Source organism: Streptomyces sp. AC512_CC834 (assembly GCF_019049325.1).
Taxonomy (GTDB): domain Bacteria; phylum Actinomycetota; class Actinomycetes; order Streptomycetales; family Streptomycetaceae; genus Streptomyces.
This window is the reverse complement of the sequence record NZ_JAGMUO010000065.1, coordinates 341612-366522: the sequence shown is the minus strand read 5'-3', so window position 1 is coordinate 366522 and position 24911 is coordinate 341612. Positions and strand designations below refer to the sequence as shown.

Genomic DNA, 24911 nt, shown 5'->3' with positions numbered 1-24911 from the left:
CTACCGTACCGGCGAGAGCGGGCCGGTGACCGGCCCGGACCATGTACGGAGGAGAGACCATGACCGCGTTCATCCTGGTGTCGGGCATGTTCACCGGCACACACGTGTGGCAGGAGACGGCCGCGCGCCTGACCGCTGCCGGTGCGCAGGCGCACAGCGTCGCCCTCACCGGGCTCGACGGACCGCGCGCGGCGACGGGGACCGGCGGCATCGACCTGGAGACACACATCGCGGACGTACTCGCGGCGATCGACGCGCTCGACACGGCGGCGGACCAGCGGATCGTGCTGGTCGGCCACGACTACGGCATCCACCCGGCGATCGGAGCCGCCGACCGGCGTGCGCGGCGCGTCGACAGGGTCGTCCACCTGGACTCCGGCCTGCCGCGGAACGGCGTCCCGGCCCTGGCCGCCCTGCCCGACCAGCCCTTGCGCGAGAAGTACGCCGGGTGGGAAGCGACGGACGGGGACGCAGGCGGGGACACGAACGGGGACGCGGACGAGGCGTCCGACGGGGTGTTGCCACCCCCGGCCCACGACGAGTGGCCGCGCTGGGGCAGCACCGCGGGCGTTCCCGGCACGGCCCTCGACCGGCTCACCGCCCTCGCCGCCCCGCAGCCGCTGGGCACCCTGCTCCAGCCGCTGCGCCTGACCGGCGCCGTGGACTCGGTGCCCACCACCGGCGTGCTGTGCACGGGCAACGGCTCGAGCATCGAGATGGTCCAGATGCTGGTGGGCCTCGGCGACCCCGCGCTGCGGGCCCTGACCGACCCCCGGGTGACCTTCTTCGAACTCCCCACCGGACACTGGCCGATGCTGTCCTGCCCCGCCGAGCTCACGGACGTACTGCTGCGAGCCGCGGCCGGCGAGGGACACCGGCTGGAGCCCGTCGACGCCACGGCACCGCCCGCACACCTCGGGCCGTTCCTGCTGGACGTCCCCGAAGTCCCCCGGGAGCGGCACGGGACCGTCGATCTCCACCTGCCGGACGCCGAGGAGCCGCGACCGGCGGTGGTGTTCGTGCACGGCGGCCCGGTCCCCGCCGACGCCCGGCCGACCCCGCGGGACTGGCCGACCCTGACGGGGTACGCCCGCCTCGCGGCCGAGGGCGGGGCGGTGGGCGTGGTCCTGGACCACCGCCTGCACGACCTGACCGACTATCCGCGGGCCGCCGCCGACGTGGCCGCCGCCGTGGAACTGGTCCGGGCGGACCCCCGGGTGGACGCCGACCGGATCGCGCTGTGGTTCTTCTCGGGCGGCGGCCTGCTCGCCGCCGACTGGCTGGACACACCCCCGGCGTGGCTGCGCTGCCTGGCGGCGACGTACCCGATCCTCGCCCCACTGCCGAACTGGGGACTGTCCGGCACCCGGTTCCGCCCGGCGCGCGCGGTGGCCGGCGCGGGCGCCCTGCCCGTCGTACTCACCCGGGTGGGACTGGAGATGCCCGAGATCGCCGCGACTGTCGAGGAGTTCCTGACCGCGGCCAAGGACTGCGGGGCGGACGTGGAGGTGATCGACGTGCCGCACGGCCACCACGCCTTCGAGACGATCGACCGGACCGACGAGTGGCGCGCCGCGGTGCGCCGTGCCATGCGTACGGTGCTCGCACTCACCGGCCCGGACGAGGCCCCCTGACGCCGTGCGGCCGGGCGCGCCGGTCACCAATCCGCGCGCCGCCCGGCCCCGGATTACCGACGTGAGCGACGAAGACAAGACCCCACGCAAACCGTCGGCCAGGACATGGGCCCGCCTCGCGCTGGGCGCACTGAGCGGTCTCCTGGCCGGCGGCGCCGCGCTCGCCGTCGCCGAGCTGGTGGCGGCGGCGGTACGCCCACAGGCCGGCCCGGTCGTCGCGGTCGGAGGAGCCGCCATCGACCGTACGCCGACCGCCGTGAAGGACTGGGCGATCCGCAACTTCGGCACCAACGACAAGCTCGTGCTCCAGCTCGGCATCCTCGCCGTGCTGGCGTTGTTGGCCCTGGCCCTCGGCACGCTCGCCGTCCGCCACCGGCGCACCGGCGCCGCGGGCGTCCTGGTCTTCGGCGTCGTCGGCGCGGCAGCGGCCCTCGGCAGGCCCGATTCCACCGGCGTCACGGACGCCCTCCCCTCGGTCCTCGGGGCGGTCGCCGGCGCCGCGCTCCTGTACGTCCTCGTCGGCCTCCTCCCGGCACCGCGCCGGGACCGGTCACCGGCGGCGGCAACACCGGGCGAGGACCGGGACGAGGGCTGGGATGCGGGCCGGGACGAGGACCGGGACGAGGGCTGGGATGCGGGCCGGGACGAGGGCTGGGACCGGCGCCGCTTCGTGATCGCGGCGAGCGCCGCTGCCGCCGCCTCGGCCGGGGCCGGCGCCCTGGGCCGGGCCCTGAACGGTGCGCACGGCCGGGAAGCGGTCGCCTCCCGCAAGAACGTCAGCCTGCCACCACCCGCCTCACGCGCCCCGGCGGTGCCCAGGCGCGCACAGGTCCGGGTGGACGGGATCAGCTCCTTCGTCACCCCCAACAGCGACTTCTACCGGGTCGACACCGCACTGGTCGTCCCCAAGGTGGACGCCACCACCTGGCGGCTGCGCCTCCACGGCGACGGGGTCACCCGGGAGAAGACCCTGACCTTCGACGACCTGCTGCGGCGGAAGCTGATCGAGCGCGACATCACCCTCACCTGCGTGTCCAACGAGGTCGGCGGCCCCTACGTCGGCAACGCCCGCTGGATCGGCGTCCGGTTGGCCGACCTGCTCGAGGAGTGCGGCGTCCGGCCGCCGTCCGCGGGCGGCCCGGCGGATCAGCTCGTGGCCCGCTCCGTGGACGGCATGACCATCGGAAGCCCCGTCGAGGACGTCATGGACGGCCGCGACGCGATGCTCGCCGTCGGCATGAACGGCCAACCCCTGCCCTTCGACCACGGGTTCCCCGTCCGCATGCTCGTGCCCGGTCTCTACGGCTATGTCTCGGCCTGCAAGTGGATCGAGGACCTCGAGCTGACCACCTTCGACGCCTACGACTCCTACTGGGTCAAACGGGACTGGGCCCGCGAGGCCCCGATCAAGACCCAGTCCCGGATCGACACGCCGAAGCCCTTCGCCCGTCCGAAGGCGGGCACGGTGATGATCGCCGGTGTCGCCTGGGCCCAGCACCGAGGCATCGAGAAGGTCGAGGTCCGCGTGGACGACGGCCCCTGGCAGGAGGCCACCCTCGCCGCCGAGGACTCACGCGACACATGGCGCCAGTGGTCCTACGCCTGGCAGGCCACCAAGGGCAGCCGCACCCTCACCGTGCGGGCGACCGACCGGACGGGCGAGGTGCAGACCGAGAAGCGCACCCCCACCGTTCCCGACGGCGCGAGTGGTTGGCACTCCGTCGTGGTGACGGTGGACTGACGACAGTGTGCACAGTGTTCCGACACTGTGAGACACGATCGCCGTGACAGCAGTGCGGAACAAGTTCCCGAGCCTGTCGTCAGGACTGCTGGGCGCGGTAGAGGCCCCGTCCCGCCCGACGGATGCGGGAGCTGCCGACGAGCCGGTCGAGCGTGCTGCGCACGGCGTTGATGCTCCCGCTGTCGCCGTCGCGGCCCAGCGCCGCCGCGACGTCGCGGGCGCGCACATCCGCCTCGCCGACACTGGCGAAGTACTCGAGGATCTGCTCGGTGAGCCTGCCGTAGTTCCGCTGCTGCTGCTCCTCCGCACGAGGTGCGCGGGAGGTCCGCTTCGCCGTCGCCTGCCGGCGCCTGGGCTGCTCCGCGCGGGACTTCGCCCGGGGGCCGGCACCGGCGGACTCGGCGGAGGCGTCGCCCTGCGCCTTCGGGGACCCCGCGGCCCCGGGCCCGGCGTCGGCGGGCGCGGCGGCAGCGCGTTCCGGGGCGTTGGTGACAGCGGGGCCGAGCATCAGGACCTCGAGGGCACTCAGGGCCCGCTGGACGGAGCCGAGGTGGGCCACGACCGCCGCCAATTCCCGCTCCAGTGCCTGCTTCTGGGCCTCAAGGCGGGCCAGGTCCTCCTGAAGGCTCTCTGCGGTGATCTCAACATTGTGCGCCGCACGAGTTCCCGAGACCATGTGTTCCTCTCATCCTCAGCCGTTGTGGACATCATAGGCGTGAGCGCACTCCGCCCGAAGACGGACCGATTGTTGCCACCGTCCAGCGCTCGATTCGACCGTGTTGTGTCACATCTTCAGCTTCGGGAGTACCACCGTGAACGAGGCGGCGGCCCCGAACGCGGCGGCCACCTGGTGAGACGGTCGTTCACCAGGCAAGAAGTCGCGCGGTCTCCTCATACCTCGGCTCTCCGGCGACGAATCCCTGTCAGGACAGCAGGACGTTCGACCGGCAGCAGCCCAGGGAGTCCTCATGACGGGACAGCAACTCGAGGTGCGGAACACCTGCCTCGAGACCACCCCTCACCACCACGACGTACTCGCGGAACCCCCCGCCCCCGGCATGGCCGAGCCTCTCGCCCAGCTCCTCGCGGACGTCGCCCACGTCGACGAGGTGCCACTGGACAGCCACTTCTTCAACGATCTGGGTGCCGATTCCCTCGTCATGGCGCACTTCTGCGCGCGGATCAGGAAGCGGCCGGACCTGCCGTCGGTGTCCATGCGCGGCATCTACCGGCATCCGACCGTCGGCGCGCTGGCGGCGGCCTTCGCGGAGACACCGTCGCCCGCTCCCGCGCCCCGGACGATCCCGCGGGAGAACCCCGAGAAGCGGGCGCCTGCGCCTACGGGCCGCCCCCACTACGTGCTCTGCGGCGCCCTGCAACTGCTGAGCTACCTCGGCTACGCCCTGCTCCTCGCCTTCGTCGGCGCGCGCGGCTACGACTGGATTTCCGCCGGTACCGGCCTGCTCGACGCCTACCTGCGGGCCGCGACCTTCGGCGCCGTGCTGCTCGTGGTCCTGTGCGCCCTGCCGGTGATCGCGAAGTGGCTGTTGATCGGCCGGTGGACACCGCGGCGGTTTCGCGTCTGGAGCCTCGCCTACGTCCGCTTCTGGCTGGTCAAGGCGCTGATCCGGTCGAGCCCCCTTGTGCTGTTCGCGGGTTCGCCCCTCTACCCGCTCTACCTCAGAGCGCTCGGCGCGCGGATCGGACGAGGAGTGACGATCCTCTCGCGCAGTGTGCCCGTCTGCGCCGACCTGCTGACGATCGGCGACGGCGCCGTCGTCCGCAAGGACTCCCTGGTCAACTGTTACCACGCCCACGACGGGGTGATCGAGACGGGACCGGTCGCCCTGGGCCGGAACGCGGTCGTCAGCGAGGCGACGGTGCTGGACATCGGCACCGCCCTCGGCGAAGGCTCCCAACTCGGCCACGCGTCCTCCCTGCACCCCGGCCAAACGGTCCCGGACGGCGAGCACTGGCACGGCTCACCGGCCCAGCCCACCGGCGCCGACTTCCAGCCGGTGGAGCCCGCCCGCTGCGGCACCGTACGCAGAGCGGTCAACGGCACCCTCCTGCTGCTCACCACACTGCTGGTCCACATACCGCTCGCGGTGGGCTGCCTGGACGTGCTGCTCTCCCCGATCCTGGACGGCTCCACGGTGCTGAACCAGGGACGGGCGACGCCGGGCGCCTGGGCGCTGTACATCGACGTACTGGTCATCACGGCCGTGGCCTTCTTCGGCGCGATGCTCGTCGCCCTCGTACTCGTCGGCACCGTTCCGCGCCTGCTGAGCCGATGCGTCACTCCGGGCCGGACGTACCCGCTCTTCGGGCTCCACCACGCCCTGCACCGGGCGACCCTGCTGATCAGCAACCGGGCTTCGCTCACGCGGCTGTTCGGCGACAGCACGTGCATCGTGCACTACCTGCGCTGGATCGGGTACGACCTCTGCCGGGTGGAGCAGACCGGTTCGAACTTCGGCACCCGGGTCAAGCACGAGAGTCCCTTCGTCAGCACGGTCGGCACCGGCACCATGGTCGCCGACGGCCTGTCGCTGATGAACGCCGAGTACTCCAGCACCTCCTTCCGCCTGTCCCGGACCTCGCTGGGCGCACACAACTTCCTGGGCAACCGGATCGCCTACCCTCCGGGCGGCAGGACCGGTGACAACTGCCTTCTGGCGACGAAGGTGATGATCCCCGTCGACGGGCCGTTGCGGCACGACGTCGGACTGCTCGGCTCCCCCTCCTTCGAGATCCCTCGGTCGGTGGCGCGGGACAGCACGTTCGACGCACTGCGGGAGGGCGACGGACTGCGCCGCCGCCTGGCGGCCAAGAACCGCCACAACGCCTTGACGATGATCTGGCACCTGTGCACGGGCTGGCTGTTCTTCTTCTGCGTCACCGTGCTCTTCGCGTGCGCGGCGAGCCTGTACCCGCAGTGGGGAACGATGACGATCGCGCTCGCCAACGCGGTCCTGCTGCCGTTCGGCCTGCTGTACTTCGTCGCGGTGGAGCGGGCCGTCACGGTCCGCCATGCCCCCGGACCGCTGTTCTGCTCGATCTACGACCGCCGCTTCTGGCTCCGTGAGCGGTACTGGAAGGTCCCGTCGGAGACGTACGTCCAGGTCCTCAACGGCACACCGTTCAAGACCGGCGTGTGGCGGCTCCTCGGTGTCCGTGTCGGAGCCCGGGTGTTCGACGACGGGTGCAGCCTGACCGAACGTCCGATGGTCACCATCGGCGACGGCTGCACGCTCAACGCGGGAAGTGCCGTGCAGTGCCACTCGCAGGAGGACGGCACGTTCAAGTCGGACCGCAGCGCGATCGGCGCGGGCTGCACCCTCGGAGTCGGCGCGCTCGTGCACTACGGCGTGACGGTCGGCGACGGGGCCGTCCTGGCGGCGGACGTCTTCCTGATGAAGGGCGAGACCGTCCCCGAACACGCTCGCTGGACGGGGAATCCCGCCCGCCCCGTATCCGACGGCAACGACGGCATCGACGGCAACGACGGCGATGGAGGTGGACTGTGATGGCGACGGCTGTGACCCGCGGACACGCCCCGGGAGCCGGGACACCGGAAACCGAGGGCGGCCGCACGACCGTACCGCGCTGGACCCTCGCACCCGTGCCCGGCACCGCGGAGCACCTCGTCAGGCTCCCCGGCGGACTGACCGCGGCGCTGCACCGGCGGGCCGGCGAACTCGGCGTGCCGCTCACCGCGACCCTCCTGGCCGCGCACGCGAAGGTGCTCGCCCTGCTCTCCGGTGACCCCGCCGTCCGCATCGGCCACCTGTCCGGCGCCGGTACCGGGCCACTGCCCTGGGAAGTGACGGTCGGCCCCGGCGCGTGGCGCCGACTGATCGTCGCGGCGGCCCGGCAGGCGCCGACGCCCGCACGCCCGACGACCGCACCACAAGCGCGCGGTCCGGAGGTCGTGTTCCACCCGACCGGACATGAGCCGACCCCCCTCGCGGACGGCACCGTCCTCGAAGTCACGGTGGGGGAGGAGGACGGCGGGCGTGTCCTGCGCCTGCGCTACCGGACCGATGTCCTGGACGCCGACTGCGCCGCCCGGATCGGCGGGTACCACCTGGCCGCGCTCGAACAGATCGCCGCCGACCCGGACGCGCCGCACGACCGGCGCAGCCTGCTGTCCCCCGAGGAGATCCGCCATCAGCTCGACGGACTCGCCGGACCGTCCCGAGAACTGCCGGACCGCCGCGTCCACGAACTGTTCGAGGAGCGCGTGCGCAGGCACCCCGACGCCGTCGCGGCCGTGCACCGCGACAGGCAGTGGACGTACCGGGAACTCGACGTACGGGCCAACCGGCTGGCCCGCGCCCTGCTCGCGGAAGGACTGCGGCCCGAGGACACGGTCGCCGTGGTGACCGAGCGCGACCTGAACTGGACGGCCGCCGTGCTCGCCGTTCTCAAGGCCGGCGGCGCCTACCTGCCCGTCGACCCGCAGTACCCGCCCGGACGCGTGACCGCGATGCTCACCCGCGCCGGCTGCTCCCTCGTACTCACCGAGCCCGGCAGCACGGCCGGCCTGGACCGGGCCCTCACCTCCCTGCCCGGCATCCACAAGCTCTGCGTTCCCGACCTCGCCGAACAGGCCGGCGACGGCACGCGCGTCGGACTGCGCATACCGGCGGACCGGCTCGCGTACGTGTTCTTCACGTCCGGCTCCACCGGAGAGCCCAAGGGTGCCATGTGCGAGCACGCGGGCCTGCTCAACCACCTCCAAGCCAAGATCGCCGACCTGGGCATCGGCGAAGGGACGGCCGTGGCGCAGACCGCGTCGCAGTGCTTCGACATCTCCCTGTGGCAGTTGCTCGCCGGCCTGCTGACCGGCGGGCGGACCCTGCTGGTCGACCAGGACGCCGTCCTCGACGCCGACCGGTTCCTCGACACGATCGCCGAGGGCCGGGTCAACGTCCTCCAGCTCGTGCCCTCGTACCTCGACGTCCTCCTGACCGCACTGGAACGCGGCCCGCGTGATCTGCCGGACCTGCGCTGCGTGTCGGTCACCGGTGAGGCGCTGAAGGCGGAGCTCGTCCAGCGGTGGTTCGAGGGCGGGCCCGGCGTCCGGCTGGTCAACGCCTACGGACTGACCGAGACGTCCGACGACACCAACCACGAGGTGATGGACGAGATGCCGGCCGCCGATCGGGTCCCGCTCGGTCACCCCGTGCAGAACGTGCACGTCTACGTCGTCGACGACCATCTCGAACCCGTGCCGCTCGGCGCCCCCGGTGCCATCGTCTTCTCCGGCGTCTGCGTCGGTCGCGGCTACGTCAACGATCCCGAACGCACCCAGCTCGCCTACCGGACAGACCCGCACCGGCCGGGCCAACGGCTGTACCGGAGCGGCGACTTCGGCCGCTGGCTGCCGGACGGGAAGCTGGAGTTCCTCGGCCGCGAGGACGCGCAGGTCAAGATCCGCGGGTTCCGAATCGAGCTCGGCGAGATCGAGAACGCGCTGCTGCGGCTGCCCGGCGTCCGCGACGGCGCGGTCGTGGTGACCGGTGCGGAGGGTCACCGCAGGCAACTGGCCGCCTTCTGCACGAGCGGCGCAACCCTGACCCCCGACCGCCTGCGCGAACGCCTCGGAGACCTGCTGCCCGACTACATGGTTCCGGCTTCCTTCCGGCAGTTGGAACACCTGCCGCTGACGGCCAACGGCAAGACCGACAAGAAGGCGCTGACCGCACTCGCCGACGCACTCGCCGACGAACTCGGCACGGCCGAGGACGACCACAGGACCCCGCGCACCGCGACCGAGCGGCGGCTCGCGGCGGCATGGGCGGCGGTACTGGGCGTGCCGCTCGAACGGATCGGCCGGGGCGACGACTTCTTCGCCCTGGGCGGCACCTCCCTGTCGGCCGTACGGCTCGCGGTCTGTCTGGACCGGGTGGTCTGCCCGCGCGACCTCACCCGCCACTCGGCACTCGCCGATCTGGCCCGCCTGCTCGACACCCGCACCGACACGGGCGCCACCGCGTCCCGGCCGGGCCCCGAAGACGACACCTCTTGAGGAGAAGCCATGCTGTCCGCACTGTTCCGCAAGCACGCGGCACCCGCCGCACCCGACGCACCCGCCGCGTGGGCCGCACCCGACGCATGGGCCGCGCCCACCGGGAACCCCGCATCACCGGACACCGACGGCCCTTTGGTCATCGAGGCCCGGGGCGCCCCCGACCCGGCGACCTGGGTCGCCGAGCACCGGGACACGCTGCTCGACTTCGCCACCGAGCACGGCGCGCTCACGGTCCACGGCCTCGGTCTGCGCACCCCGGCCGACGTCGAGGCGGTCCTCCACGGACTGGCCGACCGCCCCGCGACCGAACGGGAGGCGTTCGCTGCCCGCGACGTCCACGCGGAGGGCGTCTACTCGTCGTCGGTCTGGCCGCCGAACCAACCCATGTGCATGCATCACGAGTTGAGCTACGCGACGCGGTGTCCGGGCCTGCTGCTGTTCGCCTGCCTCCGGCCGCCCACCGCGGGAGGCGCCACCGCCGTGGCCGACTCCGCCGCCGTACTGCGGTCGCTGCCCGCCGAACTCGCCGAGCGTTTCGAGCGGGAGGGCTGGCTGCTCACCCGCAGCTACCACGACGAGATCGGCGCCACGCTGATCCAGTCGTTCGGCACCGAGGACCGCGGTGCCGTCGAAGCGTACTGCCGCGCGGGCGCCATCGACTGGTCCTGGCAGCCGGACGGTTCGCTGCGCACCCGGCAGCACCGCCCCGCCGTGGTGCGCCACTCCGCATCCGGCCTGCGCTGCTGGTTCAACCAGATCGCGTTCCTCAACGAGTGGACCATGGCCCCGGAGGTGCGCGAGTTCCTCGTCGAGGAGTACGGCGCCGACGGCCTGCCCTTCAACACCCGTTACGGCAACGGCGACCCGGTGCCCCGGGACGCCGTCGAGCAGATCAACAAGGCCTATGAAGCGCACACCGTACGCCGGCCCTGGTCCGCCGGTGACCTGATGGTCGTCGACAACATCCGCACCGCGCACAGCCGGGAGGCGTACGAGGGACCGCGCGAGGTGCTGGTGGCGATGGGCGATCCGGTACGCCCGCACTTCGCCGGGAGGGCAGCGACATGACCACCGTACGGCCCGCCACGGCCGAGACCGCCCGCGCCGGCGCTCCGACCGTGCCGCCCTTCGCCGTCATCCCGGGCAGCCAGGTCAAGGACGTGCTCCAGGGGCGGGAGAAGACCGTCGTCGAGGTGGTCGAGGAGACCTACCGTCTGCACGGCGCCGGTCGCTCGGTCAACCCGCCGTCCTGCTTCCTGCGCTTCACCGACCGGCCGAGGTCGCGGATCATCGCCCTTCCCGCGTCCCTCGGCGGCGAGAACGGCGAGAACGGCGAGAACGGCGTGGACGGCGTGGACGGCGTGAAGTGGATCTCCAGCTTCCCCACCAACGTCGCGTCGGACATCCCGAGGGCGTCGGCCGTGCTCGTCCTCAACGACCACGTCACGGGCTACCCCTTCGTCTGCATGGAGAGTTCGATCGTCAGCGCCGCCAGGACCGCCGCGTCCGCCGCGTCGGCGGCCGACCGACTCAGCCGGGGACGAACGCGCCCCGCCCGGCTGGGCTTCGTCGGGGCGGGCCTGATCGCCCGATACATCCACACCTATCTCGAAGGCACCGGCTGGTCGTTCGACGCCATCGGCGTGCACGACGTGTCCGCCGAAAGCGCGGCCGGCTTCCGAATGTACCTGGAGCAGTCCGGAGCCGTCGGCCGCGTCACCGTGCACCACAGTGCCGAGGAACTGGTCCGCAACAGCGACCTGATCGTCTTCGCCACGGTCGCCGACCGGCCGCACATCGACGACCCGTCCTGGTTCCGCCACAACCCGGTGGTGCTGCACGTGTCCCTGCGCGACCTGGCGCCCGAGGTGCTGCTGTCCGCCACCAACGTCGTCGACGACATCGACCACTGCCTGCGGGCCGACACCTCACCGCACCTCACCGAACGCCTCACCGGCGGCCGTGACTTCCTGCTCGGCACGCTCGACGACGTGACGGCGGGCCGGGTGACGGTGCCGGCCGACCGGCCGGTGGTCTTCTCGCCGTTCGGTCTGGGCGTCCTCGACCTCGCCGTCGGCAAGTTCGTCTACGACGAGGTGGCCCGGTCCGGTGAACTGCGTGTCATCGACGACTTCTTCCACGAACTGCGGCGCCACGGCTGAGGACGGCCCGCCGTCCACCGTTCCGCTCCCACCCGAGGAGACCATCGTGCCAGTCATATCCGTTCCCCAGGCCTTCAACGAGGAGGACCTGTACGTCGACCTCGCGTCCATGTCCGGGCACCGGCTCTTCCTCAAGTGCGAGGGCTTCAACTTCGCCGGTTCGATCAAACTGAAGGCCGCGACCGAGATGGTGGAGTCCGCCGAGCGGAGCGGCACCCTGAAGCGGGATTCGATCCTGGTGGAGTCCTCCTCCGGCAACCTCGGCGTCGCCCTGAGCATGATCGCGGCGAGCAAGGGCCACCGGTTCGTCTGCGTGACCGACTCCCGCTGCAACCTGACCACCCGGCTGATGATGGAGGCCCTGGGCAGCCAGGTGCACGTCGTCTCCGACGAAGGCGCCGCCGGGGGCCTGCTGGGCGCCCGGCTGGCGTACGTGCGCGGCCTGTGCGCCTCGGACGACCGCCACGTCTGGCTGAGCCAGTACACCAATGACGACAACTGGAAGGCCCACTACTTCAGGACTGCTCCGGCCATCGCCCGCCGGTTCCCGCGACTGGACGTGCTGTTCATCGGTGTCGGCACCACCGGCACGCTGATGGGATGCGCCCGCTGGTTCCGCTCCTGGCACCGCCCGGTGCGGATCGTCGCGGTGGACAGCGTCGGCTCCGCCATCTTCGGCGACCCGCCGGGCCGCCGGATGATCCCGGGACTGGGCATGAGCGTCCGGCCGCCGCTCCTCGACGAGGAGTACGTGGACGAGGTGGTGCGCGTCGAGGAGACCGACACCATCCGCACCTGCCGCAGCCTGGCGAGGCGCGGCTTCCTCTTCGGCGGGTCCACCGGCACCGTGGTCAGCGGCGCGACGAGCTGGCTGGCCCGGCACGACACCCGTGGGCTGACCCCCGTGGCGATCGCCCCGGATCTCGGCGAGCGCTACCTCGACACCGTCTACCAGACCAACTGGGTACAGGGCGTCTACGGCGACGAGGCGCTCGCGCCGCAGGGGCCGCCCCGCCGTGGGGTTTCGGCGTCGTAGCCGTCGGCGTCTCCTGTCGGCGTCTGAGTCCCCGCGCTTCACACGGGGACGGAGACGAGGCCGAGCGGGTCGGTCGTGGGCTGCTGCGACCCGCCGGCGGGTTCCACGGTGATGCCCACGGCGGTGGCCCCTTCGAGCGGCCCGTCGAGGACGTACGCCTGACGGCCGCCCGTGCCGGACAGCAGGCCGGCCGGGCGAAACGTTCCCGCCCGCGCATACCAGAGTTCGTAGACCTGGCCGTCGGTGAGCGGCGGCAGGTCCGACGCGACGAACGCGGCCCGGCCCCGGGTCCGTGAGGCGATCACGCTCGCCGTCGCGCCGTGCGTAAGCTCCGCGGTGCTGATCGTGGCGTCCGGCGCGGCCAGCACATCGGCGAGCGCCTCGGCGCCGGAATGGGCGTCGGTGGCCTCCTCCTGGGCGCTGTCGGCCTCGGTGTGCTGCCACCAGGCGACGCCGCCGAGGGCCGCCGCGGCCGCCAGTGAAGCGGCCAGCGCCAGCCTCAGAGCCCGCCGGCGCCGCCGGTGACGCTTCGAGGGCTCCGGATGCTCCGGGCGTTCCTGCCGCACGGCCGAGATCTGGCCGAGCACCCGGTGACGCAGCTCCGGGGACGGCGTACGGGCTTCGGCCGCGCCCAGCAGGCTCGCCGTCCCGGTCAGTTCGTCGGCCTCGCGCCGGCAGTCCGCGCAGCTCGCCAGATGGTTCTCGAAGGCGGCCTCCTCGTCGGGCGGCAGAGCGTGCAGCACATAGGCACCGACATCGATGTGTGCGTCGTCGCCCACCTTCATGATCCCGTCTCCAGACACTCGCGCAGGCGCCGCAGCCCCTGACGCATCCGCGACTTGACGGTGCCCGCCGGAACGGCCAGCGAATCGGCCACCTCCGCGTACGTCAGTCCCTCGTAGTAGGCCAGCACCAGGGGCAGCCGCAGTTGCCCGGACAGTTCGGCCAGGCAGCGGAAGACCACGCGCTGCTCCTCCCGCTCCTCGACCTCTTCGGCGACCGAGTCGAAGGGCCGGTCCTGGTCCCGGACCCCGGTGCGCAGCTCGCGGGCCCGGCCCGCGGAGACGGACCGCACGCGGTCCACGGCCCGACGGTGCGCGAGGGTGAGCACCCAGTTCCGGGCGCCGCCCCGCTCCGGGCGGAAGCGGTCGGCGGTACGCCACACCTCCACCATCACGTCCTGGGTCACCTCCTCCGCCTGCGCCTCGTCCCTCAGCACCCGGCAGGCCAGCCCCATGACCGGCGACGCCAGGGCGTCGTAGACACCGGCGAACGCCTGCTCGTCCCCGGCGGCGGCACGGGTGAGCAGTCGGTCCACCCGGGCATCACGGGGGGACCGCCCCGGGCCCGGTGCCGCGTCGCTCTCCGTGTCCGCGGCGCTTGAGTGATCCATCGTCGCTCCTCGGCTCTGCTCGACACTGGTCGCTCTCGGCGCGGAGCGCACGTGGTCAGGAGCCGTCCGCGTGAGACCGGGTGAGCGAGCGGCGGGACGGACCCTCACTGGTTGTTCGTAGCCGCGGTCCCGGCGGATGCGGATCGTCCGAACCGGGCCGCCCTGCGACCAATCCGGCCACTCGCGCGCTCCGGATTCCCCGTACAAGCGGCCGCCCGGGCCCCGTTCCGGGCACCGCCCCGAAGCCGTCCACCTCCGGGTGGGCCGTGAGGAAGGACGTGATCGCGTGAGGAACCGACGCACAGCACGGATAGCCGCACTCACCGCACTGCCCGCAGCGGTGGCCCTGGGAGCCGCGGCTCCCGCACTCGCCGCCGACAGCCAGGCGTACCAGATCAACCTCGAGCAGCTCAACGACTCCGGCGCGAGCGGCACCGCCATGGTGAGCCTGGAGGGCACGAAGCTGACGGTGAAGATCCAGGCCGAGGGCCTGACGCCGGGAGCGCCGCACGCCCAGCACATCCACGGCTCGACCAAGGGCATGGACTTCCACTGTCCCGACGCGAGCGCCGACAAGGACGGCGACGGAATCGTCTCCACCGCAGAAGGGCTGCCCGCCTACGGAGACATCAACATCTCGCTGACCACCGGCGGGGACACCAGCAAGGACAGCGGCCTCGCGGTCGACCGGATGCCCACCGCCGACAAGGACGGCAAGCTGTCCTACGAACGCACCCTCACCGTCTCGCAGGACGTCGCCGACCACTTCAAGGACCTGCACATCGTGCAGCACGGCATCGACGTCAACGACAACGGCAAGTACGACACGGACGCCGGCAAGAGCCAGCTCGACCCGAAGCTCCCCCTGGAGGCGACCGCCCCCACCAACTGCGGCATGGTGCGCGGTGCCTCCATCGGCGAGATGCCCGAGGGCGGAGTCGAGACCGGTACCGCCGCGACCGGCGGCGGCGACTCGGCGCAGATGATGGCCCTCGGCGGAGCCGGCGTGATGGCGGCCGCCGTCGGAGCGGTGGTCGTGTGGCGGCGTACCGGTGAGCGCTGACCGGGTCGCCCGATGAACCGCGGGCCTTCCCGGCGGCGTCTGCTGCTGGTCCTCTGCGCGGTGATCGCGGTGCTCTCCGCCGCCGCCCTGGCCGTCGGCCTGTGGCGCGGCGCCGGAGAGTCCCGCGCGGTACCTCCGGCCCCGTCGGTCACCGCACCGGCCGGGCCGGGGACCGGCGCCCCCACCGCCTCCCCGTCGCAAGGGCACCGGCACGACGCCGGACACAGTCCGACGGCCGCCGCCCTTCCCCGGTCCGCGCCGACCAAGGTGACCGTCCCCGCCATCGGCGTCTCCTCCGCGCTGGAGGACCTGGGACTGGACGGCGACGGTGAGATGCGGACCCCGCGCGATCCCGACCTGGCCGGCTGGTACACGCCCGGCCCCGCGCCGGGGCAGCGCGGCCCCGCCGTCATCGCCGGGCACGTCACCTGGAACGGCGACCATTCGGTCTTCTACCGCCTGGGCGAACTCGCCCCCGGCGACACCGTCTCCGTCGACCGGGAGGACGGCCGCACGGCGACCTTCACCGTGGACCGGGTCGAGCAGTACCCGAAGGACGAGTTCCCCACCGTCGAGGTCTACCGCGACCTGGACCACGCCGGGCTCCGGCTCATCACCTGTGCCGGCGACTACTCCACGGCCGAGCACCGGTACGCCGACAACATCGTCGTGTACGCCACGCTCACCGACACCGACACCGACACCGAGTAGAGCACCGGCAGGCACCTGCACGGGGCGTCATGCGACGGCAGTGCGGTCCAGGACGTACGGCAAGCGTTTTCTGTTCGATGTCTTGACGTGTACGCGGCGCAATGAGTGTATGGGAGCCCTCCGTATGGGAGCGCTCCCACGCCCTCATTCTCCATCCTGTCCGCACTACTCAGTCCTGGAGTCGCCGTGCGCACAGCAAGACGCGATACACCGAAGTCCCCCTTGGCCCGCCTGTTGACCGGCCTGGCCGCGCTGCTCGGGCTGGCCGTCGTCGGTGCCCTCTGCCCGGCCGCCGCCGTGGCCCAGTCGCCCGGTCTCCAGGCGGCCGGCCTGCACATCAGTGACGGCCGGCTGCTGGAAGGCAACGGCAACGACTTCGTCATGCGCGGGGTCAACCACGCCCACACCTGGTACCCCGGCGAGACGCAGTCGCTGGCGGACGTGAAGGCGCTGGGCGCGAACAGTGTCCGGGTCGTCCTGTCCGACGGGTACCGCTGGAGCGAGAACAGCCCCGAGGACGTGGCCGCCGTCATCGACCAGTGCAAGGCCAACCGGCTCATCTGCGTACTGGAGGTGCACGACACCACCGGCTACGGCGAGGATGCCGCGGCCGGCACGCTCGACCACGCCGCGGACTACTGGATCGGCCTCAAGGACGTGCTGGCAGGCGAAGAGGACTACGTCGTCGTCAACATCGGCAACGAGCCCTGGGGCAACACCGACCCCGCCGGCTGGACCGAGCCGACCGTCGCGGCCGTCAAGAAGCTGCGCGACGCCGGCCTCCAGCACACGATCATGGTGGACGCGCCCAACTGGGGTCAGGACTGGCAGGGCGTCATGCGGGCCAACGCGCAGTCCGTCTACGACGCCGACCCCACCGGCAACCTGATCTTCTCGATCCACATGTACAGCGTCTTCGACACCGCCCAGGAGATCACCGACTACCTGAACGCCTTCGTCGACGCGGAACTGCCCATCCTCATCGGCGAGTTCGGTGGCCCCGCCGACCAGTACGGCGACCCGGACGAGGACACCATGATGGCCACCGCCGAGCAGCTCCGCCTCGGCTACCTGGCCTGGTCCTGGAGCGGCAACACCGACCCGATCCTCGACCTGGCGATCGACTTCGACCCCGGCAGGCTCAGCTCCTGGGGCGAACGCATCTTCCACGGCGTCAACGGCATCGCCCAGACCTCCGAGGAGGCCACCGTCTACGGCGACGACGCCCCGGACGACACCCGGGCCCCGACGGCTCCCGGCACCCCGAGAGCCTCCGCCGTCACGGACACCTCCGTCACGCTCGGCTGGGCCGCCGCCACCGACGACACCGCGGTCGCCGGCTACGACGTCGTCCGGGTGGGCGACGGCACCGAGACCGTGGTCGCCGCGACGACGACCACCACCGCCACCGTGACCGGCCTGACCGCCGACACCCCGTACACCTTCGCCGTCTACGCCCGTGACGCGGCGGGCAACCGGTCCGCCCGCTCCGCCACCGTCGACGTCACCACCGACGAGGGCGGCGGTACCCCCGGCGGCGCCTGCTCCGTCGGATACCGCGTCGTGGGCGAGTGGCCGGGCGGCTTCCAGGGCGAGATCACCGTGCGCAACACCGGGACCGCCTCCATCGGCCCGTGGGCGCTCGCCTTCGCCTTCGCGGACGGCCAGACCATCACCAACATGTGGGGAGGCACCGCCACCCAGAACGCGGGAGCGGTGAGCGTCGCCCCGGCCCCCTACACCTCCACCATCCCGGCCGGCGGCACGGTCACCCTCGGCTTCACCGGGGGCAAGGGCGCCACCAACACCGCCCCGACCGCGTTCAGCCTCAACGGGGCATCCTGCACGACGACGTGAACGCGGTGAGGGACGTCACCACGACACCTCGCGGACGTCGGCCCGGCTCTGCGGCCGCGTCGTCGCGGTGATCTCCGAGCGGTGGCGGCTCGCCGCGAACGTCACCGTCAGCGTCCCCGGCTCGCTCTGCTCCGTACTCACCGTGAATCCCTGGTTCGGCACCGCCGAGATCAGGCACACCCCGCCGCCGCCGAACCGCACGGTCGCCTTGCCGCCCTCGGACGGCACCGTGTACACACCGGCCCCGCCCTCCTCGCATCCCAGGTCGCCCCCGTCCCCGCCCCCGCCCGTGGGCTGCGGCGGGGGCGTGGTGCGGCGGCTCGGCGTCGGTGTCGGAGTCGGCTCGGGCGGCTTCGCGCTCGTACGGGACGGCGACGGGCTGGGCTTGCGGCTGGTCGGCGACGGGCTGGGGGAGGGCTTCTCGGTCTTGGTGACCGTGGGGCGGGGGGACGTCGGCAGCTCCTTCGGCGCCGTCTGCGCGACCGGCGCGGTCGGCCGGGTCGAGCCCACCACGAAGTGGATCGTGATGATGACAGCCGTGACACTGGCCGCCGTGCAGGACAGCCAGATGATCAGGTAGCGCAGGAGGCGGGACACGACACCATAGTGACGGACCGGCTAACGTGCCTGCCCATGGCCTCCGTACTTGTCGTCGAGGACGACCCCGTGATCCGGGCCGCGCTGATCGAGGTCCTCACCGGACACGGCTACGCGGTGAAGACCGCGCACCAGGGTTTCGAGGCGCTGCGCGACATCACCCAGAGCCCGCCGGACATCGTCGTGCTCGACCTCGGACTGCCCGACCTCGACGGCCTCGACGTGCTGCGGATGATCCGGGGCATCTCCCGCGTCCCGGTGCTCGTCGCCACCGCCCGCGACGACGACACCGAGGTCATCCGGCTGCTCAACGCGGGGGCCGACGACTACATGGTCAAGCCGTTCTCCGGCGGCCAGCTCGCGGCCCGCCTCGCCGCCGTGCTGCGCCGCTCCGTGCCCGCCGACCTCAGGGCCACGCGGCGCTCCGTCCTCCAGGTCGCCGACCTCCGCATCGACCCCACCGCGCGCACCGCACTCCTCGCCGGCCGGGAGCTTCCCCTCACCCGCCGCGAGTTCGACCTGCTCGCCTACCTTGCCGCCAACGCCGACCAGGTCATATCGCGACAGCGGATACTCGCCGAGGTGTGGCAGCAGCCCTATGTGGAGGACCAGACGGTGGACGTCCACCTCTCCGCACTCCGCCGCAAAATGGGCGAGAAGGCGCGAAAGCCCCGCTATCTCCACACTGTGCGCGGTATCGGCATCAAGCTGGTCAGCTCGCCATGAGACGCGCGCTCGCCGGGATCGCCCTGGCCGTCACCTCGATGGTGGCGCTGTCGTTCCTCATCCCGCTCGCCCTCCTCGTGCGCGAACAGGCCCGGGACCGGGTCACCACCGCCGCCGAGCAGCGTGCCTCGGCCCTCTCGCCGGTGCTCGCCCTCACCACCCGGCGCGCGGACGTGCAGCAGGCCGTCGCGGAACTGGGCTCCTCCGACCAACTGGTCGTACGGCTGCCCGACGGCGGCTTCGTCGGGACCCCGCACGCGTCCGAGGAGGCGCTCGACCGGGCCGTGCGGGGGCGCGAGACACTCGCCGTCGACACGTCGGACGGCTGGGCCTACCTCCAGCCCGTCGTTCTGCGGGGCGAGAGGGTCGCGGTCGTCGAGGCCTATGTGCCCGCCGCGGACCTCACCCGGGGCGTGGCGGCCTCATGGGGTGTGATGGCGCTGCTGGCGCTGGGCCTCGTGGGCGGCTCGGTGCTGGTCGCCGACCGGCTCGGCGCCCGCGTCGTCCGCTCCTCCCGGGGCCTCAAGCGCGCCTCGCTCGCCCTCGGCTCCGGCGACCTCGACGTACGGGTGGAACCGGACGGCCCGCCCGAGCTCCAGGAGGCCGGAGTGGCGTTCAACACCATGGCCGACCGGGTCGTCGACCTGCTGGCCGTCGAACGCGAACTCGTCGCCGACCTCTCGCACCGGCTGCGCACCCCGCTGACCGCCCTCTATCTGGAGGCCGACCGGATGGGTACGACGCCGAGCGCCCGGCGGGTCACGGAGGCGGCCGGACAGCTCGAGAACGAGCTCGACTCGATCATCGCGGCGGCGCGTACGCCCTTGGCGTCGGCACACCTCGGCGGGGCAGGGACAGGGACAGCGGGGGCGGGCACGGGGAAACCGTGCGACGTCGCCGAGGTGGTCGCCATGCGCCTGGAGTTCTGGTCGGTCCTCGCCACCCAGCAGGAGCGGCTGTGCGAGCGCTCCTTCACGCCGCGGCCGACGCCCGTGGCCTTCTCCGAGGACGACCTCGCGGCCGTCGTCGACGCCCTGATCGGCAACGTCTTCCGGCACACCCCGCAGGGCACGGCCTTCGCCGTCCGCGTGGAGCGCCAAGGCCGTCACGTGCACCTCACGGTCGACGACGCCGGACCGGGCGTGGCGGACCCCGGGGCGGCGCTCACCCGGGGCGTCAGCGTCGGCGGTTCCACCGGGCTCGGCCTGGACATCGTGGCCCGGGCGGCCCGCACGGCGGACGGCGAACTGACGATCAGCCGCGCGCCGCTGGGAGGCGCGCGGGTGCGGGTGTCGTTCGCCCTGGCCGACGCCCCCGAGGGTGCCCAGAGGCGGTGACGGGCGTCAGCGGCCCGCGCCGAAGTCCTGGGTCCACCAGGGGCCGCCGTCGCCGAAGTGGACGCCGACGCCCAGCTCCTTGAAGGAGCAGTTGAGTATGTTCGCGCGGTGGCCCTCGCTGTTCATCCACGAGTCCATCACCGAGGCGGCGTCCGCCTGGCCCCGGGCTATGTTCTCGCCCAGCGTCGACCACTGGTAACCGGCGGCCTCCACCCGGCCCGCCATGGTGGAGCCGTCGGGGCCCGTGTGGGACATCACACCGCTGCTCGCCATGACATCGCTGTAGTCGTCCGCGGCCCGGGTCAGCTTGTCGTTCGCGGTGACCGGTGAGCAGCCCGCCGCGGCCCGCTCCTTGTTCACCAGCGCGAGGACCTGTGCCTCGGCCCCGTCCGACCCACCGGAACCCGAGCCCGAGCCCGATCCCGAATCCGAGCCGGTACCCGACCCCGAGTCGCCGCCGCCACCGCTCCCCGAACGATCGTCGGTGCCGCTCTTCGGGGTGACCTTGACGGGAGCCTTGGACGTCGGCGCGGGGGCCTTGGCCGCGCCGGTGGTCGCGCTCGCCGTCTTCTTCGGCTTCTTCGTCGGCTCGGCGCTCGCGCTCGGCGAGCCGCTCGCCGACGTGCTGGGGCTCGCCGACGGGGACGCCAGCGGGGACGCACCGCCGGCCGCGTCCTCGGCGTTCGGCGTCGGGACGGCGGAGTCCGCGGCGACCCGGTCCGAGGCGCCGCCGTCGTCACCGTCGGCGACGGCCAGCGTGATCCCGACGCCCGCCGTCACGGTGACGGCGCCGAGCACCAGCGCGGCACCGCGGCTCCGGAGCCCGCTGCGGGGGCGGGCGTGGGAGCGGGACGGGCGAGCGGCTCGGCGGGAACCCATACGCAGGACACCTCGGCTTGTCGGTCGGCTGACGGAACCCCGTACCCGGTGGACGCGACCGCGCCCACCGGGACTGTGGGGGGTGTTCGAGAGCCTAGGGCGCCTTCGGCGTTTAAACGGCCGTTCGAAGGTCGTCTTCAGGAAGCCTTAAAAGAGCCGCCAAAGTCCGCTGAGGTGAGAAGCCGGTCGCGGGGTAGGGAAGAGCTACGTGTGAAACCGGCCGGGAGGGCCGGGCGGAGAGTGGCCCGGCTCACATGGCGTACCGGAGGTGGCACCGACACGATGGTCAGGTCACCCGGCAGGCTGAAGGGATCAAGAATGTTCCGCAAGGTGCTGGTCGCCAACCGCGGTGAGATCGCGATCCGTGCGTTTCGGGCGGGCTACGAGCTCGGCGCGCGCACCGTCGCCGTCTTCCCGCACGAGGACCGCAACTCGCTGCACCGGCTGAAGGCCGACGAGGCCTACGAGATCGGGGAGCCGGGGCACCCGGTGCGCGCGTATCTCTCCGTGGAGGAGATCGTCCGCGCGGCCCGCCGAGCGGGAGCCGACGCCGTCTACCCGGGTTACGGATTCCTGTCCGAGAACCCCGAGCTCTCCCGTGCCTGCGAAGAGGCCGGGATCACCTTCGTCGGACCCAGCGCCCACATCCTGGAACTGACCGGCAACAAGGCCCGCGCCGTGGCCGCCGCGCGGGAGGCGGGCGTACCGGTCCTCGGTTCCTCCGCGCCCTCCACCGACGTGGACGAACTCGTGCGCGCCGCCGACGACGTCGGCTTCCCCGTGTTCGTCAAGGCCGTCGCGGGCGGCGGCGGGCGCGGCATGCGCCGCGTCGAGGAACCCGCCCAGTTGCGCGAGGCCATCGAGGCCGCGTCCCGGGAGGCGGCCTCCGCCTTCGGCGACTCCACCGTCTTCCTGGAGAAAGCCGTCGTCGAGCCCCGTCACATCGAGGTGCAGATCCTCGCCGACGGCGAAGGCAATGTCATCCACCTCTTCGAGCGTGACTGCTCGGTGCAGCGCCGTCACCAGAAGGTGATCGAGCTGGCGCCCGCGCCGGGCCTCGACCCGGCCCTGCGGACGCGGATCTGCGCCGACGCCGTGAACTTCGCCCGGCAGATCGGCTATCGCAACGCCGGCACCGTGGAGTTCCTCGTCGACCGCGAGGGCAACCACGTCTTCATCGAGATGAACCCCCGCATCCAGGTCGAGCACACGGTGACCGAGGAGGTCACCGACGTCGACCTCGTCCAGTCCCAACTGCGCATCGCCGCCGGCGAGACCCTGGCCGACCTCGGCCTCGCCCAGGAGAACATCACCCTGCGCGGCGCGGCGCTGCAGTGCCGCATCACCACCGAGGACCCGGCCAACGGCTTCCGGCCCGACACCGGGCAGATCAGCGCCTACCGCTCGCCCGGCGGCTCCGGCATCCGCCTGGACGGCGGCACCACCCACGCCGGTACGGAGATCAGCGCGCACTTCGACTCGATGCTGGTCAAACTCTCCTGCCGGGGACGCGACTTCACCACCGCCGTGAACCGGGCCCGGCGCGCGGTCGCCGAGTTCCGCATCCGCGGCGTCGCCACCAACATCCCCTTCCTCCAGGCGGTCCTCGACGACCCGGACTTCCAGGCCGGCCGGGTCACGACCTCGTTCATCGAGCAGCGCCCGCACCTGCTCACCTCCCGCCACTCCGCCGACCGCGGCACCAAGCTGCTGACCTATCTCGCCGACGTCACCGTGAACAAGCCGCACGGCGAGCGCCCCGAACTCGTCGACCCGCTGACCAAGCTGCCGACGGTGCCCGCCGGCGAACCCCCGGCCGGCTCCCGGCAGCGGCTCGCGGAGCTGGGCCCCGAGGGCTTCGCCCGGTGGCTGCGAGCCTCGCCCACCATCGGCGTCACCGACACCACGTTCCGCGACGCCCACCAGTCGCTGCTGGCCACCCGGGTACGCACCAAGGACATGCTCGCCGTCGCCCCGCAGGTCGCCCACACCCTGCCCCGACTGCTGTCCCTGGAGTGCTGGGGCGGCGCCACCTACGACGTCGCCCTGCGCTTCCTCGCCGAGGACCCGTGGGAGCGGCTGGCCGCCCTGCGCGAGGCGGCGCCCAACATCTGCCTCCAGATGCTGCTGCGCGGCCGCAACACCGTGGGCTACACCCCGTACCCGACCGAGGTGACCGACGCCTTCGTGCAGGAGGCCGCGGCCACCGGCATCGACATCTTCCGCATCTTCGACGCCCTCAACGACGTCGAGCAGATGCGGCCCGCCATCGAGGCCGTACGACAGACCGGCACCTCCGTCGCCGAGGTCGCGCTCTGTTACACCGCCGACCTGTCCAACCCGTCCGAGCGGCTCTACACGCTCGACTACTACCTGCGGCTCGCCGAGCAGATCGTCAACGCCGGCGCCCACGTCCTGGCGGTCAAGGACATGGCCGGGCTGCTGCGCGCCCGGGCCGCCGCGACGCTGGTCTCCGCGCTGCGCCGGGAGTTCGACCTGCCGGTGCACCTGCACACCCACGACACCACCGGCGGTCAGCTCGCCACCTACCTCGCCGCGATCCAGGCCGGCGCGGACGCCGTCGACGGAGCGGTGGCCTCCATGGCGGGCACCACCTCGCAGCCGTCGCTCTCGGCGATCGTGGCCGCCACCGACCACACCGAGCGCCCCACCGGCCTCGACCTCCAGGCCGTCGGCGACCTCGAGCCGTACTGGGAGAGCGTCCGCAAGGTCTACGCGCCCTTCGAGGCGGGCCTGGCCGCCCCGACCGGCCGCGTCTACCACCACGAGATCCCCGGCGGCCAGCTCTCCAACCTGCGCACCCAGGCCGTCGCGCTCGGCCTCGGCGACCGCTTCGAGGACATCGAGGCGATGTACGCCGCCGCCGACCGGATGCTGGGCCGCCTGGTGAAGGTCACCCCGTCCTCCAAGGTGGTCGGCGACCTGGCCCTGCACCTGGTGGGCGCCGGCGTCTCCCCGGCGGACTTCGAGGCCGAGCCCGACCGGTTCGACATCCCCGACTCCGTCGTCGGCTTCCTGCGCGGCGAGCTGGGCACCCCGCCCGGCGGCTGGCCCGAGCCGTTCCGCACCAAGGCGCTGCGGGGCCGCGGCGAGGCGAAGCCGCTCGCCGAGCTGTCCCCGGACGACCGCACCGGTCTGGACAAGGACCGCCGGGCGACGCTCAACCGGCTGCTGTTCCCGGGGCCGGCGCGCGAGTTCGACACCCACCGCGCCTCGTTCGGCGACACCAGCGTCCTCGACAGCAAGGACTTCTTCTACGGGCTGCGCCCGGGCAAGGAGTACACGGTCGACCTCGACCCCGGCGTCCGGCTGCTCATCGAGCTGCAGGCGGTCGGCGACGCCGACGAGCGCGGCATGCGCACGGTGATGTCCACCCTGAACGGCCAGCTCCGCCCCATCCAGGTCCGCGACCGGTCGGCCGCCTCCGACGTCCCGGTGACCGAGAAGGCCGACCGGGCCGACCCCGGCCATGTCGCGGCGCCGTTCGCCGGCGTGGTGACCCTCGCCGTCGCCGAGGGCGACGAGGTGGCGGCCGGTGCCACCGTGGCGACCATCGAGGCGATGAAGATGGAGGCCTCGATCACCGCCCCGAAGTCCGGCACGGTGACCAGGCTCGCCATCAACCGCATCCAGCAGGTCGAGGGCGGCGACCTCCTCGTGCAACTCGCCTGATTCCTGAGCGCTTTGGCTCACGGTGGGTGACGCGCCCCGCAC

The 24911-nt window shown here is 72.4% G+C and carries 18 protein-coding genes; 13 read left to right on the top strand and 5 right to left on the bottom strand.

Annotated features, from left to right (window positions below; translation table 11 throughout):
* Positions 1–59 precede the first annotated feature (59 nt).
* The gene (locus KUM40_RS23775; protein ID WP_217168124.1) at positions 60–1634 is read left to right on the top strand and encodes an alpha/beta hydrolase; all 1575 of its coding nucleotides are present in this window, start codon (positions 60–62) and stop codon (positions 1632–1634) included.
* Positions 1635–1695: 61 nt separating this feature from the next.
* Positions 1696–3375: a molybdopterin-dependent oxidoreductase gene (locus tag KUM40_RS23770; RefSeq protein ID WP_217168123.1), complete on the top strand. Its 1680-nt coding sequence runs from the start codon at positions 1696–1698 to the stop codon at positions 3373–3375.
* A gap of 79 nt (positions 3376–3454) precedes the next feature.
* Here KUM40_RS23770 and KUM40_RS23765 read toward each other — a convergent pair whose 3' ends face one another.
* On the bottom strand, positions 3455–4051 hold the full coding sequence (locus KUM40_RS23765) for a hypothetical protein (protein ID WP_217168122.1): 597 nt from the start codon (positions 4049–4051) through the stop codon (positions 3455–3457).
* A gap of 292 nt (positions 4052–4343) precedes the next feature.
* Between KUM40_RS23765 and KUM40_RS23760 the strand changes: the two genes are divergently transcribed.
* From KUM40_RS23760 to sbnA, 5 genes are read left to right on the top strand one after another with little or no spacing between them, the layout of a single operon-like run.
* Complete coding sequence (locus KUM40_RS23760; protein WP_217168121.1) at positions 4344–6905, top strand: Pls/PosA family non-ribosomal peptide synthetase; 2562 nt, start codon at positions 4344–4346, stop codon at positions 6903–6905.
* Positions 6905–9412 carry an amino acid adenylation domain-containing protein gene (locus tag KUM40_RS23755; RefSeq protein WP_217168120.1) on the top strand — a complete coding sequence of 836 codons (2508 nt, stop codon included), beginning with the start codon at positions 6905–6907 and terminating at the stop codon, positions 9410–9412. Before KUM40_RS23760 ends, KUM40_RS23755 begins: the two co-directional genes overlap by 1 nt.
* Before the next feature lie 12 nt (positions 9413–9424).
* Entirely contained in the window at positions 9425–10483 is a 1059-nt protein-coding gene (locus KUM40_RS23750; protein ID WP_374227420.1) for a TauD/TfdA family dioxygenase, read from the top strand.
* Positions 10480–11577, top strand: a complete 1098-nt coding sequence (gene sbnB, locus KUM40_RS23745) for a 2,3-diaminopropionate biosynthesis protein SbnB (RefSeq protein WP_217168118.1) — start codon at positions 10480–10482, stop codon at positions 11575–11577. The genes KUM40_RS23750 and sbnB overlap by 4 nt, the downstream gene beginning before the upstream one ends.
* 46 nt (positions 11578–11623) lie before the next feature.
* Entirely contained in the window at positions 11624–12613 is a 990-nt protein-coding gene (gene sbnA / locus KUM40_RS23740) for a 2,3-diaminopropionate biosynthesis protein SbnA (RefSeq protein ID WP_217168117.1), read from the top strand.
* Positions 12614–12651: 38 nt separating this feature from the next.
* On the opposite strand, the gene KUM40_RS23735 is transcribed toward sbnA, so the two are convergent.
* Together KUM40_RS23735 and sigK are read right to left on the bottom strand one after the other, a co-directional pair.
* Positions 12652–13398 (bottom strand): anti-sigma factor domain-containing protein, encoded by a 747-nt coding sequence (locus KUM40_RS23735; protein WP_217168116.1) that lies wholly within the window; start codon positions 13396–13398, stop codon positions 12652–12654.
* On the bottom strand, positions 13395–14006 hold the full coding sequence (sigK, locus tag KUM40_RS23730) for an ECF RNA polymerase sigma factor SigK (protein ID WP_217168115.1): 612 nt from the start codon (positions 14004–14006) through the stop codon (positions 13395–13397). Before sigK ends, KUM40_RS23735 begins: the two co-directional genes overlap by 4 nt.
* 286 nt (positions 14007–14292) lie before the next feature.
* On the opposite strand from sigK, the gene KUM40_RS23725 reads away from it, so the two are divergent.
* From KUM40_RS23725 to KUM40_RS23715, 3 genes are all read left to right on the top strand, one after another.
* A complete protein-coding gene (locus KUM40_RS23725; protein ID WP_217168114.1) occupies positions 14293–15069 on the top strand; it encodes a CHRD domain-containing protein in 777 nt (258 codons plus the stop codon).
* 12 nt (positions 15070–15081) lie between these two features.
* Positions 15082–15780 (top strand): class F sortase, encoded by a 699-nt coding sequence (locus KUM40_RS23720; RefSeq protein ID WP_217168113.1) that lies wholly within the window; start codon positions 15082–15084, stop codon positions 15778–15780.
* Between the two features lie 186 nt (positions 15781–15966).
* Complete coding sequence (locus KUM40_RS23715; RefSeq protein ID WP_217168112.1) at positions 15967–17637, top strand: cellulase family glycosylhydrolase; 1671 nt, start codon at positions 15967–15969, stop codon at positions 17635–17637.
* A 15-nt stretch (positions 17638–17652) separates the two neighbouring features.
* On the opposite strand, the gene KUM40_RS41630 is transcribed toward KUM40_RS23715, so the two are convergent.
* Complete coding sequence (locus KUM40_RS41630) at positions 17653–18234, bottom strand: hypothetical protein (RefSeq protein ID WP_254395522.1); 582 nt, start codon at positions 18232–18234, stop codon at positions 17653–17655.
* A gap of 36 nt (positions 18235–18270) precedes the next feature.
* Here KUM40_RS41630 and KUM40_RS23705 point away from each other — a divergent pair, with 36 nt between their 5' ends.
* Together KUM40_RS23705 and KUM40_RS23700 are read left to right on the top strand one after the other, a co-directional pair.
* Positions 18271–18960 carry a response regulator transcription factor gene (locus KUM40_RS23705; protein ID WP_217168111.1) on the top strand — a complete coding sequence of 230 codons (690 nt, stop codon included), beginning with the start codon at positions 18271–18273 and terminating at the stop codon, positions 18958–18960.
* Positions 18957–20297, top strand: coding sequence for a HAMP domain-containing sensor histidine kinase (locus tag KUM40_RS23700; RefSeq protein ID WP_217168110.1), 1341 nt, complete (start codon positions 18957–18959; stop codon positions 20295–20297). The genes KUM40_RS23705 and KUM40_RS23700 overlap by 4 nt, the downstream gene beginning before the upstream one ends.
* Positions 20298–20303: 6 nt before the next feature.
* Here KUM40_RS23700 and KUM40_RS23695 read toward each other — a convergent pair whose 3' ends face one another.
* The gene (locus KUM40_RS23695; protein ID WP_217168109.1) at positions 20304–21176 is read right to left on the bottom strand and encodes a CAP domain-containing protein; all 873 of its coding nucleotides are present in this window, start codon (positions 21174–21176) and stop codon (positions 20304–20306) included.
* A gap of 318 nt (positions 21177–21494) precedes the next feature.
* Here KUM40_RS23695 and KUM40_RS23690 point away from each other — a divergent pair, with 318 nt between their 5' ends.
* The gene (locus tag KUM40_RS23690; protein WP_217168108.1) at positions 21495–24869 is read left to right on the top strand and encodes a pyruvate carboxylase; all 3375 of its coding nucleotides are present in this window, start codon (positions 21495–21497) and stop codon (positions 24867–24869) included.
* Positions 24870–24911 lie beyond the last annotated feature (42 nt).